Origin of the sequence: Asticcacaulis sp. AC460 (assembly GCF_000495795.1) — a bacterium.
Classification (GTDB): Bacteria; Pseudomonadota; Alphaproteobacteria; order Caulobacterales; family Caulobacteraceae; genus Asticcacaulis.
On sequence record NZ_AWGD01000015.1, the window covers coordinates 1 to 16,978 of the forward strand.

At 61.0% G+C, this 16,978-nt stretch carries 19 protein-coding genes; 10 read left to right on the forward strand and 9 right to left on the reverse strand.

Annotation, left to right across the window (positions count from 1 at the left end):
- Window positions 1-128: 128 nt before the first annotated feature.
- Window positions 129-1,529, forward strand: a complete 1,401-nt coding sequence (gene ahcY, locus ABAC460_RS32755; protein ID WP_023452882.1) for an adenosylhomocysteinase — start codon at window positions 129-131, stop codon at window positions 1,527-1,529.
- Between the two features lie 155 nt (window positions 1,530-1,684).
- Entirely contained in the window at window positions 1,685-2,143 is a 459-nt protein-coding gene (locus ABAC460_RS32760; protein ID WP_023452883.1) for a hypothetical protein, read from the forward strand.
- Here ABAC460_RS32760 and ABAC460_RS48210 read toward each other — a convergent pair whose 3' ends face one another.
- The 4 genes from ABAC460_RS48210 to ABAC460_RS32775 form a co-directional block, all read right to left on the reverse strand.
- The gene (locus ABAC460_RS48210) at window positions 2,144-2,560 is read right to left on the reverse strand and encodes a DUF3597 family protein (RefSeq protein ID WP_023452884.1); all 417 of its coding nucleotides are present in this window, start codon (window positions 2,558-2,560) and stop codon (window positions 2,144-2,146) included.
- Window positions 2,561-2,562: 2 nt separating this feature from the next.
- Window positions 2,563-2,997, reverse strand: a complete 435-nt coding sequence (locus ABAC460_RS32765; RefSeq protein ID WP_023452885.1) for a DUF3597 domain-containing protein — start codon at window positions 2,995-2,997, stop codon at window positions 2,563-2,565.
- Window positions 2,998-3,060: 63 nt separating this feature from the next.
- Entirely contained in the window at window positions 3,061-3,876 is an 816-nt protein-coding gene (locus ABAC460_RS32770; protein ID WP_023452886.1) for a TIGR03915 family putative DNA repair protein, read from the reverse strand.
- A 9-nt stretch (window positions 3,877-3,885) separates the two neighbouring features.
- Window positions 3,886-5,112, reverse strand: a complete 1,227-nt coding sequence (locus ABAC460_RS32775) for a putative DNA modification/repair radical SAM protein (RefSeq protein WP_023452887.1) — start codon at window positions 5,110-5,112, stop codon at window positions 3,886-3,888.
- Between the two features lie 85 nt (window positions 5,113-5,197).
- On the opposite strand from ABAC460_RS32775, the gene ABAC460_RS32780 reads away from it, so the two are divergent.
- Window positions 5,198-5,764, forward strand: a complete 567-nt coding sequence (locus ABAC460_RS32780) for a DUF924 family protein (RefSeq protein WP_023452888.1) — start codon at window positions 5,198-5,200, stop codon at window positions 5,762-5,764.
- On the opposite strand, the gene ABAC460_RS32785 is transcribed toward ABAC460_RS32780, so the two are convergent.
- The gene (locus ABAC460_RS32785) at window positions 5,761-6,573 is read right to left on the reverse strand and encodes a class I SAM-dependent methyltransferase (protein WP_023452889.1); all 813 of its coding nucleotides are present in this window, start codon (window positions 6,571-6,573) and stop codon (window positions 5,761-5,763) included. The genes ABAC460_RS32780 and ABAC460_RS32785 overlap by 4 nt on opposite strands.
- Window positions 6,574-6,630: 57 nt before the next feature.
- A complete protein-coding gene (locus ABAC460_RS32790) occupies window positions 6,631-7,458 on the reverse strand; it encodes an AraC family transcriptional regulator (RefSeq protein WP_023452890.1) in 828 nt (275 codons plus the stop codon).
- A gap of 207 nt (window positions 7,459-7,665) precedes the next feature.
- On the opposite strand from ABAC460_RS32790, the gene ABAC460_RS32795 reads away from it, so the two are divergent.
- Both ABAC460_RS32795 and ABAC460_RS32800 read left to right on the forward strand, forming a co-directional pair.
- The gene (locus ABAC460_RS32795; protein WP_023452891.1) at window positions 7,666-9,177 is read left to right on the forward strand and encodes an AMP nucleosidase; all 1,512 of its coding nucleotides are present in this window, start codon (window positions 7,666-7,668) and stop codon (window positions 9,175-9,177) included.
- Window positions 9,178-9,459: 282 nt separating this feature from the next.
- On the forward strand, window positions 9,460-10,809 hold the full coding sequence (locus ABAC460_RS32800; RefSeq protein ID WP_235075783.1) for an anthranilate synthase component I family protein: 1,350 nt from the start codon (window positions 9,460-9,462) through the stop codon (window positions 10,807-10,809).
- Here the strand turns inward: ABAC460_RS32800 and ABAC460_RS32805 are convergent.
- The 3 genes from ABAC460_RS32805 to ABAC460_RS32815 form a co-directional block, all read right to left on the reverse strand.
- Window positions 10,806-11,366, reverse strand: coding sequence for a TadE/TadG family type IV pilus assembly protein (locus tag ABAC460_RS32805; RefSeq protein WP_023452893.1), 561 nt, complete (start codon window positions 11,364-11,366; stop codon window positions 10,806-10,808). The genes ABAC460_RS32800 and ABAC460_RS32805 overlap by 4 nt on opposite strands.
- Complete coding sequence (locus ABAC460_RS32810; protein ID WP_023452894.1) at window positions 11,366-11,899, reverse strand: TadE/TadG family type IV pilus assembly protein; 534 nt, start codon at window positions 11,897-11,899, stop codon at window positions 11,366-11,368. The genes ABAC460_RS32805 and ABAC460_RS32810 overlap by 1 nt, the downstream gene beginning before the upstream one ends.
- Before the next feature lie 281 nt (window positions 11,900-12,180).
- Window positions 12,181-12,651, reverse strand: coding sequence for a pilus assembly protein N-terminal domain-containing protein (locus ABAC460_RS32815; RefSeq protein ID WP_031236616.1), 471 nt, complete (start codon window positions 12,649-12,651; stop codon window positions 12,181-12,183).
- Window positions 12,652-13,040: 389 nt separating this feature from the next.
- Here ABAC460_RS32815 and ABAC460_RS32820 point away from each other — a divergent pair, with 389 nt between their 5' ends.
- The 5 genes from ABAC460_RS32820 to ABAC460_RS32840 all read left to right on the forward strand — a co-directional run bounded on the left by ABAC460_RS32820 (window position 13,041) and on the right by ABAC460_RS32840 (window position 16,971).
- Complete coding sequence (locus tag ABAC460_RS32820) at window positions 13,041-13,220, forward strand: Flp family type IVb pilin (protein WP_023452896.1); 180 nt, start codon at window positions 13,041-13,043, stop codon at window positions 13,218-13,220.
- 99 nt (window positions 13,221-13,319) lie between these two features.
- The gene (locus ABAC460_RS32825) at window positions 13,320-13,493 is read left to right on the forward strand and encodes a Flp family type IVb pilin (RefSeq protein WP_023452897.1); all 174 of its coding nucleotides are present in this window, start codon (window positions 13,320-13,322) and stop codon (window positions 13,491-13,493) included.
- A gap of 84 nt (window positions 13,494-13,577) precedes the next feature.
- Complete coding sequence (locus ABAC460_RS32830) at window positions 13,578-14,111, forward strand: A24 family peptidase (RefSeq protein WP_023452898.1); 534 nt, start codon at window positions 13,578-13,580, stop codon at window positions 14,109-14,111.
- A gap of 218 nt (window positions 14,112-14,329) precedes the next feature.
- Window positions 14,330-15,271, forward strand: coding sequence for a Flp pilus assembly protein CpaB (gene cpaB / locus ABAC460_RS32835; protein WP_031236617.1), 942 nt, complete (start codon window positions 14,330-14,332; stop codon window positions 15,269-15,271).
- Window positions 15,268-16,971, forward strand: a complete 1,704-nt coding sequence (locus ABAC460_RS32840; protein WP_023452900.1) for a type II and III secretion system protein family protein — start codon at window positions 15,268-15,270, stop codon at window positions 16,969-16,971. The genes cpaB and ABAC460_RS32840 overlap by 4 nt, the downstream gene beginning before the upstream one ends.
- The last annotated feature ends 7 nt before the right edge of the window (window positions 16,972-16,978 follow it).

Genomic DNA, 16,978 nt, shown 5'->3' on the forward strand with positions numbered 1-16,978 from the left:
GAGGAGAAGGAAGCCGACTGCATGATGATCACAAAACCACTCATATAAAGATATCTTTATATCTTTATTGCATGAACACACATCCCCCGCTATAAGCCGGGTCATATCTCATGCAACGGACTCTTATCATGCCCGCCACCCAAGATTTCATCGTCAAGGACCTGTCCCTCGCTGCCTGGGGCCGCAAGGAAATCGACATCGCCGAAGGCGAAATGCCGGGCCTGATGGCCACCCGCGCCGAATTCGGCAAGGACAAGCCGCTGAAGGGCGCCCGTATCGCCGGCTCGCTGCACATGACCATCCAGACGGCCGTGCTGATCGAAACCCTGCAAGCCCTGGGCGCCGAAGTCCGCTGGGCGTCGTGCAACATCTTCTCGACCCAGGACCACGCCGCCGCGGCCATCGCGGAAAAGGGCACGCCGGTCTTCGCCATCAAGGGCGAAACCCTGGAAGAATACTGGGACTATGCCCACCGCATCTTCGAATGGCATGACGGCGGCTATCCGAACCTGATCCTGGACGACGGCGGCGACGCCACCCTGCTGTGCGTGCTGGGTCCCAAGGCCGAACAGGACGGAACCCTCCTCGACAACCCGCAGAACGAGGAAGAAGAAGCGCTGTATAAGGTCATGAAGCGCTATATCCAGGAAAAGCCGGGCTTCTATTCGGCCATCCGCGATTCCATCAAGGGCGTGTCGGAAGAAACCACCACCGGCGTCCACCGCCTGTACGCCATGGCGCAAAAGGGCGACCTGCCCTTCCCCGCGATCAACGTCAACGACTCGGTGACCAAGTCGAAGTTCGACAACCTGTACGGTTGCCGCGAATCCCTGGTCGACGCCATCCGCCGCGCCACCGACGTCATGCTGGCCGGCAAGGTCGCGGTCGTTCTGGGTTACGGCGATGTCGGCAAGGGCTCGGCCGCGTCTCTGCGCAACGGCGGCGCCCGCGTCATCGTTACCGAAATCGACCCGATCTGCGCCCTGCAGGCCGCCATGGAAGGCTATGAGGTCCGCACGATCGAGGACGTGGCGTCGCAAGGCGATATCTTCGTCACCGCCACGGGCAACAAGGACGTGCTGCGCCTGGAACATATGCGCGAGATGAAGCACAACGCCATCGTCGCCAATATCGGCCACTTCGATTCCGAGATCCAGATTTCGTCCTTGCGTAACTTCAAGTGGGACGAAATCAAGCCGCAGGTCCACCACGTCGAGTTCTCGGATGGCAAGAAGATCATCGTCCTGTCGGAAGGCCGGCTGGTCAACCTGGGCAATGCGACGGGCCACCCGTCGTTCGTCATGTCGGCCAGCTTCACCAACCAGACCCTGGCCCAGATCGAGTTGTGGGTGAACGGCAAATCTTACGAGAACAAGGTCTATACCCTGCCCAAGCGCCTGGACGAAAAGGTCGCTCTGCTGCACCTGGAAAAGCTGGGCGCCAAGCTGACCGTGCTGAACCAGGAACAGGCCGACTATATCGGCGTTGCGATCGAAGGCCCGTTCAAGCCGGAACACTACCGCTACTAGGGTTTTTCAACCACGAACGACACGAACAGGCACGAACTTCGGGGCGTGCCTGTTTTTTTGCGCGTAGCTGATGGGAAGATTTGAACCACGGTCAATTCTTCAACTCCGCCTGCACGACTACTGGCCGTTAAGACACGGCCGCTATAGTTGTATTCATGGCACGCAAACACCTTCTCTTCAGTTTAATTGGCGGTATTGCGGTTATTCTGCTTTGCCCCATCGTCATGGCCATGATGGACGGGCCGTTGCAAAGGTCTTCTTCACCCCCAGGCCTTGCCTTCGGCGGCATTTCCCAAACCTATGATGACTGCATCCTTAGGGTGGAGACCTATGCTCAGTATATCGACAACGGCAAATTGAAGGGAAAGCCGGCGAAGTGCGTTAAAACAGACAAGGGTTATGTCTCCCGTCTTATTCCGAACCTGAACCAGGGCAACATAACAATATCGTCACCGACCTACTCCCGAAACCACCGGCGTGCGTCGGTCGAAGGAGAATGGCGGGGAACCATGCCACCTCCGCAAAACGAAATCGGCGGCGGGTGGGCATGCCACTACATCAACCTATACGGAGCCTGGGTGGCATACCACTGTCATGAGACCTGGATGACCTGATCAGGTTTTCAATTCCGCCGGCACCAAACCACCGCGGTCTTCCAGTTCACGCATCACCGCCGCGTACAGCGTCTCATCGTCGCCGTCGTCGGCAACCTCAAGCTCCTCAGCCAGGGACCGGCGGTTTTCCACCGTCGGCTTGATCCCGCACAGCTTCAGCAAATCCGCGACCGAACCCTGCCAATCGAGGTCCTTGCCTTCGGCCTCGCGCGCCAGGATGGCCTCTATATCGACCTGGCCCAGCAACGGAATCAATGGCGGCGAACCCAAGGGCGGCGCCATGCTGCCGGCCGGCTCCAGGGCGGCTGGTGCAATGATCGGCGGCGGAGTTTCCTGCTCGACCGTCGGCGCCTGGTAGCGCCGGCTGAAGATGAAGTCCTCGATAGCCTCGAAGACCGTGTCGTAGAAAACAGCCATGATCAGTCCTTCAGCTCCGCCGGGACCTTGCCGCCACTTTCCGCAAGCTTACGCATGACCTGCTTGTGCAGCCAGATGTTCATGGTCGCCGAGTCGTTCGTGTCGCCGGTATAACCCAGCTCCCGCGCCAGGTCCTTGCGGTGCTGCAGGCTGGAATCAATGCCGCACAGCTTCATCAGGTCGACAATCGACTGGCGCCAGTTCAGTTGCTGGCCGGACTCGGCGGCTTCGCGGTCCAGGATGGCTTCGATATCGACCGCCTCATGCGGCGGGTCGAGCACAATACTGGCCGAAGCCGGATTGGCCACCGGCGCGGCGGGCGATGCCTGGGCCGGGTTCTGGCGTGCCTGAGGTGCGGCCGGCTGGCCGTTGTCCTTGCCGACGGTGATGAATTTCTTGCCGAACAGGAAATCCTTGATGTTACTGAAAATGCCCATGACGGCCTCCTATCTTGATCCGCCAAGGCTACCGGGCCGCATCGTAAAAAAACGATGGGGGTCTCAAGTACGCGCCTGCAATCTTTCGTGAAAGCGCGGCACCGTCTCCGATGCCATGCGATCGGCCATGTCGCGCACCCTTTGTTCGGCGCCACCGATCAGACCGGGTATCAGTTCCGCCTCGGGCAGGTTCTTCCAGTACTTCTTGGGCATTTCGGTCTGCATCATCTTCACCTTCAGCCGCGCCGGGTTGAAGATGTTGGCAAAGTAAGTCCGCCACAGTTCGTCGGTTTCGTCGCTCAAATCCGGCTTTGCCGCCGGTTCATCGTCACAGGTCAGCGCCTCCCCGTCCCAGGCGCAGCTTCCCATCGGCGTGGCGATGACCCAGTCCATGTCGGTGAACCGCCGCTGAAAGAAAGGTGCCGTCCGCGCGACGATATGATGATCAGGCTCGAACCAAGCGACAAACGCCCGCCGTGGTCCGTCCTGGACCACCTCCTTGAAGCGCACGAAGGCGGTCATCTTGTGATCGTCGCGCCGCACCGACTTTTCCATCCTGCGCGCCCGGGCGACATCCGGATCGGTCGGCACCTCCAGCAGATAGCGCTCCCCCTGCAGCCGCCACAACAGCCGATAGGCCAGGGCAAACCGCGCCGGATCGCTGTGACAGATCATGGCCTGGGCCAGGTCCAGAAACGCCTTGGGCACGGTGAGGCTGCGGCCCGGTACGATCGACCCCGCCATCGCCGGCGTCTCCTCGAACAGGCCCTGGTTCAGACCCCAGTCGACATGCTGCGGCGCTATGCCATGGCGCAACAGGTCGCGCGCGGCGTCGCGCCATTCCTCGAAATCTCCCCGGCCTTTCAATACGATGCGCATTCTGCTCTCCTATAAAAGTTCCATCTGTTGCGGCGCCGGCGCGAACATGTCGCGCAGGTCGACCCGGTCGATCAGTTGCACCGGCGTCCAGCCGTTGGCGACCACGAACGGCTTGATCTTTTTTACCGACACCCGAAGCCGCCCCAGGTCGTCCAACCCCAGCCGCCGGTGGGCCCGCGCGACCAGGATGGCGTCGACCGTCTTGGTCCCGAACCCCGGCACGCGGAGCAGCATCTCGCGCTCGGCCCGATTGACATCGACCGGGAAACTTTCGCGGTTGGCCAGCGCCCAGGCCAGTTTCGGATCGAGCTGCAGATCCAGCATCCCACCAGGCCGCCCGGCGGTAATTTCACCGATCTCGAACCCGTAAAACCGGTACAGCCAATCGGCCTGGTACAGCCGGTGCTCACGCATCAATGGCGGCTTGATCAGCGGCAGATTTTTCGAGGAATCCGGAATCGGTGAAAAGGCCGAATAATACACTCTTCTCAGCCGGTAGCTGTCATACAGGCCGGCACTGGTCCCCAGGACGGTGGCGTCCGACGCAGCGTCCGCCCCGATGATCATCTGGGTGCTCTGACCCGCCGGCACGAAGTGCTTCTTCCGCCCGGTCCGGGTCGGCTCCGAGGCTTCATCGATGGCGGTTTTCAGTTCTCCCATCGACCGGCGGATGTTCTTCGGGTGCTTCTGGGGGGCGAATTTTTCAACCCCAGCGTCGGTCGGCAGCTCGATATTAATCGACAGCCGGTCGGCGAACAGCCCCGCCTCCTCGATGAGTTTTGCCGACGCCTCCGGAATGGTTTTGAGATGAATATAGCCGTTAAATCCATGCTTTACCCGCAAATCACGGGCGATACGCACCATCTGTTCCATGGTGTAGTCGGAGTTGCGGATAATTCCGGACGACAGAAACAGCCCCTCGATATAATTCCGCCGATAGAATTCCAGGGTCAGCCACACCACCTCCTCGGGCGAGAACCGGGCCCGCTCGACATTGGACGACGACCGGTTGATGCAGTAGGCGCAGTCATAGATGCAGAAGTTGGTCATCAGGATTTTGAGCAGCGAGATGCACCGCCCGTCCGGCGCATAGGCATGACAGATCCCCGAACCTTCGGTCGAACCTATGCCACCCTTTGTGGAATCTCGCTTTGACGTGCCCGACGAGGCGCAGGACGCATCGTACTTGGCTGCGTCGGACAGTATGGCCAACCTTTGTTTCAGGGTCTTTTTCATAATTGTTCATGATATGTTCTTTTTCAGATGAGTCAATCGACCCATGGCTGTTGTCCTGCCGGGCTCGCCGTGAAAGACTAGCCATATGACACAGCAAGACGACTCTATTTCGGTTATCGATTTCTGGTTCCGGGAGCTGACGCCGGACGACTGGTTCCAAGGCGGCGCGGCCATCGACGCCTTGATTCATAACCGTTTCAGCGCCCTGCTGAACGATGCCCGCGAAGGCAAACTCGACGCCTGGGCCGCGACGCCGCGCGGGCGGCTGGCCCTGATTCTGGTGCTGGATCAGTTTTCGCGCAACCTCCACCGCGGCTCACCGGACGCCTTTGCGGGCGACGGAAAAGCGCAAACCCTGACGATAGAAGGCGTCGAACTGGGCATGGACAAGGGGCTGACCTTCGACGAACGCCAGTTTTTCTACATGCCGCTGATGCACGCGGAAAATCCCGCCCGGCAATCCCAGTGCGTGGCGCACTTCACAGCCCTGAAAGCCGAGGCGGAAGGGCTCCTGGCCTTTGCCGAGGGCCATGCCGCGGTCGTTACGCGCTTCGGCCGCTTTCCCCATCGCAATGCTGTTATGGGGCGGGTATCGACCGCGGAGGAACAGCTGTACCTGGCAACCGAAGATACCCGCTCCGCCGGCGGTTAGGCCGGTTTGCGGAAACGCAGGGTCATGCGGTCGCTCTCGCCGATGGCATCATAGGCGGCGCGTTCTTCCGGCGTCAGGGTGCGGCTGTCGTTCTTGCTGCTGCGGATGGGCTTCAGGGTCCAGACGCCGAACGGGTAATCGCGGGTATCCTTGGGGTTAGCGTTGATTTCCGACCTACCCTCCAGCACGAAACCGGCCTTCTTCGCCGCTTCGATAACATAGGATTCCGGCACGTAGCCGGTGCCGGCCTGCGGATCGGAGCCTTCCGGCGCGCGGTGCTGTTCCACCGCCAGGATGCCGCCGGGCTTCAGGGCGCCATAGAAGGCCTTCATGAAGTTGTCCGTGGTCTCACCCTGGCGCGCCCAGTTGTGGTAGGCGCGCGCCACCAGGACCATGTCGGCGGAATTGGCCGGCAGGCTGGCGTAATTATCGCCGCTCAACGGATAGGCCTTAACCTCGCCATAGATGGTTTTGTCGGCCACCTCGGCCCAGAAGGCGGGATCGTCCGTCTTCGGCATGGCGGCAGCATAGACACCGCCGGTTGCCTTCGCATAAGGCGCCAGGATTTCGGTCCACCACCCTTTGGCGCCCGGATTGACCTCGATGATGGTCATGCCGGGCTTCAGACCCCAGAAGGCCAGGGCCTCGACGGGGTGGCGGTACTGGTCGCGGGCCCTGTTCTCGGCCGAACGCCACGAACCGGCGACGGCGTCGTCGAGCGCCTTACCCGGCGTTCCAGCCAGGGCGGGCGCTGCGATCAAGGCAAGAGCAGCAAAGGCGGTAAGCACACGACGGCGGACGATGGACATGACGGGACCCTCTCTGGTTTTTGGTTATACGCACCAGATTACCGGTCCCGCCGGTCCTTAGGCAACCGGAATCCAGATTTCGATAATGCCGTTTCCAGTGCGGCCGTCGAAACGTTCATCCATGCGCTCGAAACAGGGCGCTTGGATGGGACGGATTCCGGAGGCGGGAATCCAGTGTTCGTAAATATGCCGCCAGGTGTTGGTGATGCCGGAAACATGGCCGCGATGTTCGAATACGGCATAGGCGTGGGCGGCAACCTTCAGGCGGGTGAACCCCTTCGGCAGGTCGGCGTCGCCTTCGACCTCGACGGCCGCCAGGTAGTCGAACGCGTTGAGGTCCGAGAAGTTGTGGGAAATGCCATAGGCCAGGCCGCCCTTCTGGCCGTCGATCTGGCCGTAATAGGGATGAAATCTCTGCCACAGGGCGGGAATGCCGGTGAGATTATCCTTGTTGTAGTGTTCGTTGAGCCCGGCAAAGGTCATGGCGGACGCCTTGACATGGCGCGGGGTCTGGACAGGCAGGGGTTGAACTTCGGTCACGATCAGGGGCTCCGTCAGGGTCATTTGGGCGAGATTGCCCGATTGACGCAGCGCCTTAGGCTGCAGGCCGAACTCGGCGCGGAAAGCACGCGAGAAGGCTTCGTGGGAGCCGTAGCCGGAAGCCACCGCCACCGTCAGGATGTCGGGGACCGTGGTCAGCGCCTTCGCCGCTGTGCTCAACCGCCGCGCCCGGACATAGGCCATGAGCGGCCAGCCGGTAGCGTAGGCGAACAGGCGGGTGGCGTGAAACCGTCCGACTCCGGCATGGCGGGCGATGTCCGACAGGCTGAGGGCCTGGTCGAGATGGCGTTCGACATACCACAGGATCTTACGGATCAGGCTCACAGCGCCTCCTTGACACTTGCGTCGACGGATAGCCTAGACAAGTCCCAAAAGCGATATTTGACCGAACTTGCGGTGCCGCCGTGAAAAGTCGCCTTCTGATGACTTCATCAGAAAATCCTCCGCCTTCCCCGCAAGGTCAAGGATTCGGTTGCAAAAAGTGACCCTGCCGCTCTTGGCGGAATCCGCGGACGCTGTTACGTTCGCTCCATGAACAAGCATGTGAAAAACAAGGGTGCGACGTCGAATTCCGCATCCACCATCGTCGGGCAACTGAAAACCCTCTACATCCAGGCCGTCACCGCCCTGCAACAGGATTTGCAAGCCTATCTCGAACACCGCCAGATCCCTTCGAAGGGCCTGCGAAAATCCGGGCGCTATTGCTATCCGAAGCTGACCGTGACCTGGAAGGGCACCCATCTCGACGAAGCCGACGAACTGGCCATCCTGAACAATCGCCACCCCCAGGTGAACCGCGCCTTCGCCCGCTTCTCGCGGCCCGGCACCTATTCGTCCTCGATCACCCGGCCCGACCTGTTCGGCAGCCATATCGAAGAGCAACTCGACCTGCTGATCCGCGACTACGGCGCCGAATGTTCGGTCAGCCTGTCCGACCAGGAAATCCCTTATCCGTACGTGCTGGACGGTGCCGGCCTGGACCTCAACAGCGTGTCCGCCCTGGATTTGATGCGGCATTTTCCGGCGACGGAACTAGCCCTGATCGGCAATGAAGTCGCCGACGGGCTGGAGCAGGTCGACGAAAACGGTCACCGTCCGCTGGCCCTGTTCGACGGGCTGCGCACCGACTTTTCGCTGGCCCGGCTGCGCCACTATACCGGCACCCAGGCCGAGCATACCCAGAGCTACATCCTGATGACGAACTACAATCGCTATGTCGATGTGTTCGTCGCCTGGGCGCTGGAACAGCTCAAGAAGCCCGACAGCCCGTATACGGCGTTGTCGTGCTGCGGTTACTTTACCGTGACCAAGGACACGCCCAATGCCGAGGAGCTGATCGCCAATTCAACGTGGCGCAAGCACCAGATGCCGGCCTATCACCTGATGCGCGAAGGCCGCCAGGGCATCACCCTGGTCAATATCGGCGTCGGTCCGTCCAATGCCAAGAACATCACCGACCACCTGGCCGTCATGCGCCCGCATGTCTGGCTGATGATTGGCCACTGCGGGGGGTTACGGCCGTCGCAGAGTATCGGCGACTATGTTCTGGCGCACGCCTATCTGCGCGACGACCACATCATGGATGATGTGCTGCCGCGCGAAATTCCGATCCCGCCCATCGCCGAAGTGCAGCAGGCCCTGCATGAATCGGCGGTTCGGGTGACCGGCGAAGACGGCGATGCCTTGAAGCGACGCTTGCGTACCGGTACCGTGGTCACTACCGACGACCGGAACTGGGAACTGCGCTACACCTTAAGTGCCCGACGTTTCTCGCAGTCGCGCGCGGTGGCGATCGATATGGAGTCAGCGACCCTGGCCGCCCAGGGCTATCGTTTCCGGGTGCCGTACGGGACGCTGTTATGCGTGTCGGACAAGCCTTTGCATGGTGAACTGAAGCTACCGGGCCAGGCCAATCACTTCTATGAGCGCGCCATTCGCGAGCACATCGATATCGGTATCGAGGCGGCCAATATCCTGCGCGACTACGGCACCAAGCTGCATAGCCGCAAGCTGCGGGCGTTTGACGAACCCCCTTTCCGGTAAGAAAGTCGCCCCCTCCGGCGCTTCGCGCCACCTCCCCCATTGTGAATGGGGGAGTATCAAAAAAATGGAGCGGAAGGCCGGCGGGGTCTGCTCGAACCCATGGCCTTCCGCTCCAGTGCGATCAATGGACCTCCATCCATAGGGTTTAGGCCTAAGCTTCAATCGACCGTCGGCCGCCTTGAAACATCGGGTCAAATCCTGATATCAGCATACCCCCATAACCCCTGCAATCGAATCAAGTTGCTGTGAATGTTGCGGTTTTCGCCTCGCCTTCAAGAGATCGTGACGGTTGCTCTCCCTTTCGAGAGCATCCGTGAACGGCTGGCCGGATGGATGGCGCAGCCCGCCGCGGCCGGATTTGTTTCCGATGGTGGACGATTGGGGCGATATTCCTATTTGATGACCGCCCCTGAAGCGGTCGCCGTCGTGAATTATGATGATACGCGCGACGTAGCGGCGTTTTTGGCCGACGCCACGGCGTTTGTGAACCCGGAGGATGCCCGTGAAGATTTGCCGCCATTTACCGGCGGACTGGTCGGCATGGCGTCGTTCGAACTGGGGTTGAGGCTGGAGCGCATGAAGCGCCGGCCGTTCCGCATTGAAGGCCGCAGTACGTGGCCCGAGCTGGTGGTTATGCGGTTCCCGGCTGTATTGGCGTTCGATCATCATGCCGGGACCCTGACCGCGATCGGGCGGGGCGGAAATCGGGCGGAAGCGGAGGCGGCCGTTTCCGCCGTGGTGGCGGCGTGGCAGGCGACACCGGTATCCGATTACACTTCGCATTTACTGGATGTGTCGCTGCGGCTGGAGACGGCCGATGAGGTCCATGAGGACAAGGTCGCCGCCCTGGTCCGACAAATTCATGCCGGCGATCTGTTCCAGGCAAACCTGGCGAGAGGGTGGACGGGACGTTTGCGCGCCGGTGTCGAGCCCGGTGATGTCATGCAGGCTCTGCAGGCGGCAGGTCCGGCACCCTTCGGCGGATTTTTACGGATGGGCGACCGCGCGATCGTGTCGAACAGCCCGGAGCGATTTATCCGGCTTGGTCACGACGGCGTCCTGGAGACGCGGCCGATCAAGGGCACCCGGCCACGCGGGGCGACGGCTGAGAAAGACAAGGCCTTGGGACGGGAATTGCTGGCCAGCCCCAAGGACCGGGCCGAAAACCTGATGATCGTCGACCTGATGCGGCACGACCTGTCAAAGGTGGCCCAGGTCGGAAGTGTCCAGGTGACGGCTTTGCATGGGTTGGAGAGCTATCCCAATGTCCATCATCTGGTGTCGGCGGTGACGGCACAACTAGAGGCGGGCAAGACGGCAGCAGATGTATTGTGCGCAACCTTTCCGCCGGGCTCGATTTCCGGGGCGCCCAAGGTTCAGGCGATGAAGGTGATCAGCGAGATGGAGGCAGCGCGGGGGCCTTACTGCGGGTCGCTGTTCTTTATCGACGCCGGCGGGGCGATGGATTCGAACGTTTTGATCCGGACCCTGGCCTGTGAGCACGATGATGCCGGCCAGTGGCACATCCGGGCGGCAGCTGGCGGGGGGATCGTCGCCGACAGCGAACCCGTGGCCGAGCGGGTGGAGACGGAGACAAAAATGTCGTTGATAATGAAGGTCTTGACGACCTAGGTCGGGCCAGTCACCGCCGCACCGTTGCGGGGGTGATGGAAGAAGGTATCCTTGAACTTCGTCTCGCCCGGCAGGAAGTTTCCGATCGGCGAGTCATAGTCATACTCGACCTCGGTCACGATAAGGCTCTCATTGGCCGAGATCTGCGCCGTTGTCACTGCCGCCAGCGGATTGCCTTTGGTATAGGCCGCCATCCCCTTGCCGTTGTCCTTGCTCCACTGCACGATGGCCTGGTTCGAGGAATTCATCGTCACGCAGGTCAGCCGCATCTTCAGATTCGATCCCGTCGAGAACGGCTGCAGCATCGAGGTGCCGATCGTCCACAGGTCGGTGACATTGGCATTCGACAGGGTCTCCGATTGTGCCGCCAGGTCGCCAACCGTCGCCGCCAGGTGCGACGTCCTGCGCGAGGCCATCATGCCGAGGGTCAGCTCGGCCAGGCCCAGATAGGCCATGATAAGCAGCGGCGCCACCATGGCGAACTCGATAGCCGACACCCCCCGCTTGTCCTGCAGGAAGGCCTTTAACGAAAACAGACGGTTCAGACGGCTTAACATCAAAAGGGCTCGTTGCGGAAGACGACCTTGGACGTAATCACGGCATCCTTGTTGCTTAAGGTCGTCAGACCGGCATTCAGGAACGGCGTAATCAACGGCCACTCATAATAGGCGCGCACCAACTGGATCTTGGACGCGCCCCCGATATTGAACTTGAACTTGGTGTCATCGAATTCGCCGTTCTTGATGAGGTCGGCTGTCGGAATTTCCGAGAAATTGTTATAGGTGGTCACGTCGACCTTCAGACTGCTCATGCAGCTACCCGACAACCAGCCCATATTGTCGCAGACCTTCTGCTTGAACTGACCCAGGGACGTGTTGCCCGAAGTCGCAGCCCCCGTACGAATCTGACGCGACGCCACATCCGTGGCATTGTCCAGGCTGACCGATAACAGGATCACCAGGGCCAATTCGATACAGGCGCAGATCAGGAAAACCAGCGGCCCCGCGATCAGGGCGAATTCCACCGCGGCCGCACCTTCCTGGTTACGGCTAAGGCTTTGAAGACGCTTGCGAACAGTAAAAAAGGCCATAGACGAGGTCATTCGCTTTCTCAATTCGAAGAGAACTCTTACACAGGCTGGGTCAACAGTCCGTTAAGCCACGCCCGAAAATGCAAAACCCGTGCCGTAAAGACACGGCACGGGCTGCAAAAGTTTCAAATTCGGACGATCTTGTACCAACAACATTGGGGTGGCCGCTAAGAGGACCCCTCCGCCTCGACGCGTTTCGGCCCATAGAGGGCCTCACTTGCTCGCCACCTCCCCATCAAGATGGGGAGGAGAAGAAAGTAAGATTCCAAACACACTCGGTCTTACTGGGCGACCATCGCCGTCGGGGCTGGCGCCGAAGCCACGGGCCCCGGCGACATCACCACCGGCGTCGAGCCCGAAGCCGCGGCCGTCGTCGGCGTCGCTTCCTCGGCAATACAGACATTGCTGCACACCATCAGGGACGGCTTCAGTCCCTTATAAACGGTGATCGCGCCACGCTGCGGCGCCGTCACCGTAACCTCACCGTCGAACAGGGAACGGCCGTCACGCCCGGTGACATTGACCGCGCTGCTGCCGAAACCCTTGCCCACTATATAGAGGGTGCGCGAATCCACCACCGTCACATCGGCGATATCCGGATTGCCGACCACCACCGTACCCGCCGGCGCCACCAGGGTGACGCGCATCGTATGGTTCTTTTCCACCGTCACCGGTTGACCGGCGAAAGCCGGCGCGGCCATCAGGCCGAAAGCCGCAAGGCCCATCACGGTCTGGATCGCGAATGTCGTCATCTTTGTCATCGTGCAGGTCCACGCTCTATATATAGAAGGGCCTCAGGCGCCCGGTTCTTGCCTAATCTTACGACCCAGGCATGAGGGTCACGTTAGGAAGGAAGGTATAAAAGAAATGTTTAAATTTGCTAAACACAATACTAACAAAAAATATCCCCTTTTAATTCAATATCCATCAAGGTAAATATCAATTAAGGTTAATTCAAATTCATAGTAAAATAGAATTAACCATAGAAAATTCGCAACTTAATTCGATTGTTTACTTCGTTTTAATCAAGGATCGCTAAATTGATCTCGTGTTCGGGAGCATTTGAGCCGTTCTAGCCGGTACCCCCCGATACAATGAATGTCTCAACTGCTTTTACTTTGATCTATCCAGGAGAAATACCATGACCAAGTTCTTCAATCGCTTTGCCAAGGACGAATCGGGCGCGACTGCCATTGAATATGGCCTGATCGCGGCTCTGATCGCCGTCGCTCTGATCTCGATCCTCGGCACCCTGTCCGGCTCGCTGACCGACACCTTCACGAAGGTTTCCGACGAACTGGATACCGCCAACGCCGGCTAATCGCCGAAACGTAAAGCGTACCGATCGAAAGACCGGAACCCGGGCCGCAGATAAGCAGTTATCTGCGGCCTTTTTACTTTCTGAAAGAAGTCGATAGCCATGTTACGACGGTTTCTACTTGATGAACGGGGGGCCACAGCCATTGAATACGGGCTGGTGGCAAGCCTTCTGTTCCTCGGTGTCGTCGGGGCCATTACGGCCTATGGCGAATCCTTCACCGACATGTACGAGAAGATCCGCGACTCGACCGAAGCCGCGACAAATGGTGGCTAGTTCAGCAGCCTCGTAAGCAGATTTTAAGTCTGCCGGGTTATTCTGAGAACAATCTGTTCTTACAGCCATCGAGGGCCGCGCACCGTGACCATCCCGCTGATTTTCGCCCTGACCTATCCGGCCTACCTGTTATGGGCCGCCGTCAGCGACCTGGTCAGGATGACCATCTCCAACCGGCTGAACCTGATCCTGGCGGGCGCCTTCTTTCCCGCGGCCCTATTGCTGGGCCTGAGCCTTCCCGACATCGGCATCCATGCCGCTATCGGCGCCGGCGCCCTGGTCCTGGGTATGGTATTGTTTGCCCTGGGCTTCATGGGTGGCGGCGACGCCAAGCTGATCGCGGCAACCGGCCTGTGGCTTGGTCTGGACGGGTTTATCGCCCTGCTCATCTACACAGCGATCGCCGGCGGCGCACTGACCCTGTTCATTATCGTCACGCGCAAGTTCTTCTGGGCCCTGGCGCCCAAACTGCCAAAATGGCTGGGCCAACACCTCGAAGCCAGGACAGGAATACCGTACGGCATCGCCATCTGCGCCGGCGGCCTCCTGGCCATTCCGCACAGCGACCTGTGGGCCCGCCTCGCCCCCCACATAGTCGTGATGTTTCACTTCGGCTGAAGCGACGTCCGGTCGTTTCATCCACGTTTCTGGCACAATTCGAGAAAAAACACCCCCGAACTGCCCGAAAACGACACACGCCCCGGTTTCTTAGGTGAACGTTAACTAACCTTAAGCCAAGAATTTCCGGAGTTATATCCACGCCGACCCGGCAGCAGCCGCACCAGACCCAGAAAAGTTTTTTGGCGCGCCGGTCACAACGAGGGAAGATTTCGGTCATGAAGGCGTCACGCTACGTCGTAATGGGAGTCGCGGCCATCGCCGCCATACTGCTGGCCTTTCTGGTCCGCGGCATGCTGGCCGGCAACGGCGCCCAGGAAGCCAAGGCCACCGTCGAGAAGGCGCCCGCCGTCCAGACCGCGCGTGTCCTGATTGCCGCCCGCGAGCTGAAGGCCGGCACCCGCATCAGCGAAGCCGATCTGACCTGGCAGGAATGGCCCGTCAACTCGCTCAACGCCGCCTATATCGTCGACGGCGGCATGCCGGCCGGCGCTCCGGGAACTGAAGCCGCCAAGCCTGCCGAAAAGGCCGAGGGCGGCGCAAAGGGTGAAGTCGAGGAAAAGGTCGCGGACGCCGCCCAGGCCGTCGCCGACAAGATCGCCCCCTCCCCCACCAAGGAAGCCTATGTCGGCGGCGTCGCCCGCGAAGACATCCTGGCCAACGAACCGATCATCGACGCCAAGATCGTCCGCGCCGACGAGGGCGGCTTCATGGCCGTCATGCTCCAGCCCGGCATGCGCGCCCTGGCCGTTCCGGTCAGCGTCGACAACACGGCCGGCGGCTTCATCCTGCCGGGCGACCGCGTTGACATCCTGGTTACCCACCAGTTGCCGTCGTCCACGGGACGCGGCACGATCGACAGCGTTCAGCCGGTCCTGCGCAATATCCGCGTCCTGGCCATCGACCAGGCGGTTTCTACCGACAAAGACAAGCAAAGCGTCATCGGCGCCACGGCCACGCTGGAAGTTTCCCCCGGCGACGGCCAGGTCGTGACGCTGGCCAAGGCATCCGGCACCCTGTCGCTGATGCTGCGGTCCTACGCCGACGCCCAGGGACCTTCCGGCGCGGTGACTGCGGCGCCGACCGGCGGCGCCGAAGAAGATCAGCCGGTGCGTGTCTATCGTAACGGCCAGGCCACTGAGGTGATGGTATCCCGATGAGCTCTTTCCTGAAATCCTCTTCCAAGTTCTCTGGCAGGGCCACCGCCCTGGCAGCCCTGGTGACCGTCCTGGCCAGCGGCGCCCATGCCGCCGGCGAGCCCAAGCCCTATTACAGCCTCAAGCCCGGGGGCAGCGGCGGCGGCAATATGGCCGTCCATACCCAGACCAGTCCTGCGCAGGTCCAGGTGCTGCGCCTGCCCAAGGGACGTTCGGCCGTGGTCGACCTGCCGACCGACGCCGCCGACGTCTTCGTCTCGAACCCCAACGTCGCCGACGCCGTGCTGCGCACGCCGCGGCGCATTTTCGTTCTGGGTGTCGAGGGCGGCCAGAGCGACGCCATCTTTTTTGACGCCAACGGCCGCCAGATCCTGAACCTGTCGATCCGCGTCGAGGCCGCCACCGACGAACTGGCCGACACCGTCCACCGCCTGTTTCCGACCAGCAAGGTCGAGGTACAGTCGCTGAACGGCCGCGTCGTCCTGTCGGGCCTGGCCCAGAACAACGCCCAGGCCGACCAGATCGCCCGCCTGGCCGCCAGCTATGTCACCAAGCCCGAGGACGTCATCAACCTGATGGCCATCGCCGGCAAGGATCAGGTCACGCTGAAGGTCCGGGTGATCGAGGTCCAGCGTTCGGCCATCAAGCAGTTGGGCATGTCCTCGGACATCGTCTACAACAACGGCTCGCAGTCCTATTCCTACGGCCGTGGCAACAGCTACGGCACCAACGGCACCAACTATGGCGGCCGCGGCCTGTGCTACGGTCAGAACAGCGTGCGCACGACAGACCATTCGAGCGGCACAAGCTCCGACGATACGACGAGCATCGTCAACGGCTTTACCAATACCGACGGACGCGTCCTGAACGATGTACAGTCCTACAATCTCGACGGTTCGCCGCGCGAGACGATCACGGCCAATGACAGCGTGACGAACGGAAATACCAACACGCTGACCAGCACGCTGGCCGCGGCGGCCACCACGACCTGGAAGACCTTGACCGGCACGTCCAACGCGACCTGTCTGCAGGCTTTCGAGCGGGTCGGCCTGATCCGCACCCTGGCCGAGCCCAACCTGACCGCCGTATCGGGCGAGTCGGCCAAGTTCCTGGCCGGCGGCGAGTTCCCGGTTCCCGTGGCCGAGGACGACTCCGGCCGCATCACTGTCGAATTCAAACCGTTCGGTGTCGGCCTCGGCTTCACCCCGGTCGTTTTGGCCGAGGGACGCATTTCGATGCGGATTTCGACCGAAGTGTCCGAAGTCACCAATGTCGGCGCCTTCACCAGCAGCGGCAGCAACCTGTCCATCCCCGGCCTTTCGGTGCGCCGCGCCGAAACCACGGTCGAGATGCAGTCCGGCGGCTCGCTGATGATCGCCGGCCTGTTGCAATCCAAGTACAAGCAGTCGATCGACAGCCTGCCCGGCCTCACCTCCCTGCCGATCCTGGGCAGCCTGTTCCGGTCGCGCGACTTCCTCAACGAAGACACCGAACTGGTCGTCCTGGTCACGCCGTACATCGTCGATCCGACCAACCCGGGTAACCTGCAGACCCCGGCCGACAACCTGGAATTCGCCGACGACATGACCACCGTCTTCATGGGCCGCCTGAACAAGGTTGTCGACGGAGACGCTTCGACCGGTGCCACCGTCGCCGGGCCGGCCGGGCCCTATGTGGCGCCCATCGGCTACGTAATTGAATAGGACAGCG

Bases quoted from the DNA above. Each gene is read 5' to 3' on its own strand.
- ahcY (WP_023452882.1), top strand. From the start codon at position 129: ATGCCCGCCACCCAAGATTTCATCGTCAAGGACCTGTCCCTCGCTGCC.
- ABAC460_RS32760 (WP_023452883.1), top strand. From the start codon at position 1,685: ATGGCACGCAAACACCTTCTCTTCAGTTTAATTGGCGGTATTGCGGTT.
- ABAC460_RS32765 (WP_023452885.1), bottom strand. From the start codon at position 2,997: ATGGGCATTTTCAGTAACATCAAGGATTTCCTGTTCGGCAAGAAATTC.
- ABAC460_RS32770 (WP_023452886.1), bottom strand. From the start codon at position 3,876: ATGCGCATCGTATTGAAAGGCCGGGGAGATTTCGAGGAATGGCGCGAC.
- ABAC460_RS32780 (WP_023452888.1), top strand. From the start codon at position 5,198: ATGACACAGCAAGACGACTCTATTTCGGTTATCGATTTCTGGTTCCGG.
- ABAC460_RS32795 (WP_023452891.1), top strand. From the start codon at position 7,666: ATGAACAAGCATGTGAAAAACAAGGGTGCGACGTCGAATTCCGCATCC.
- ABAC460_RS32775 (WP_023452887.1), bottom strand. From the start codon at position 5,112: ATGAAAAAGACCCTGAAACAAAGGTTGGCCATACTGTCCGACGCAGCC.
- ABAC460_RS48210 (WP_023452884.1), bottom strand. From the start codon at position 2,560: ATGGCTGTTTTCTACGACACGGTCTTCGAGGCTATCGAGGACTTCATC.
- ABAC460_RS32805 (WP_023452893.1), bottom strand. From the start codon at position 11,366: ATGTTAAGCCGTCTGAACCGTCTGTTTTCGTTAAAGGCCTTCCTGCAG.
- ABAC460_RS32810 (WP_023452894.1), bottom strand. From the start codon at position 11,899: ATGGCCTTTTTTACTGTTCGCAAGCGTCTTCAAAGCCTTAGCCGTAAC.
- ABAC460_RS32785 (WP_023452889.1), bottom strand. From the start codon at position 6,573: ATGTCCATCGTCCGCCGTCGTGTGCTTACCGCCTTTGCTGCTCTTGCC.
- ABAC460_RS32825 (WP_023452897.1), top strand. From the start codon at position 13,320: ATGTTACGACGGTTTCTACTTGATGAACGGGGGGCCACAGCCATTGAA.
- ABAC460_RS32840 (WP_023452900.1), top strand. From the start codon at position 15,268: ATGAGCTCTTTCCTGAAATCCTCTTCCAAGTTCTCTGGCAGGGCCACC.
- cpaB (WP_031236617.1), top strand. From the start codon at position 14,330: ATGAAGGCGTCACGCTACGTCGTAATGGGAGTCGCGGCCATCGCCGCC.
- ABAC460_RS32815 (WP_031236616.1), bottom strand. From the start codon at position 12,651: ATGACGACATTCGCGATCCAGACCGTGATGGGCCTTGCGGCTTTCGGC.
- ABAC460_RS32820 (WP_023452896.1), top strand. From the start codon at position 13,041: ATGACCAAGTTCTTCAATCGCTTTGCCAAGGACGAATCGGGCGCGACT.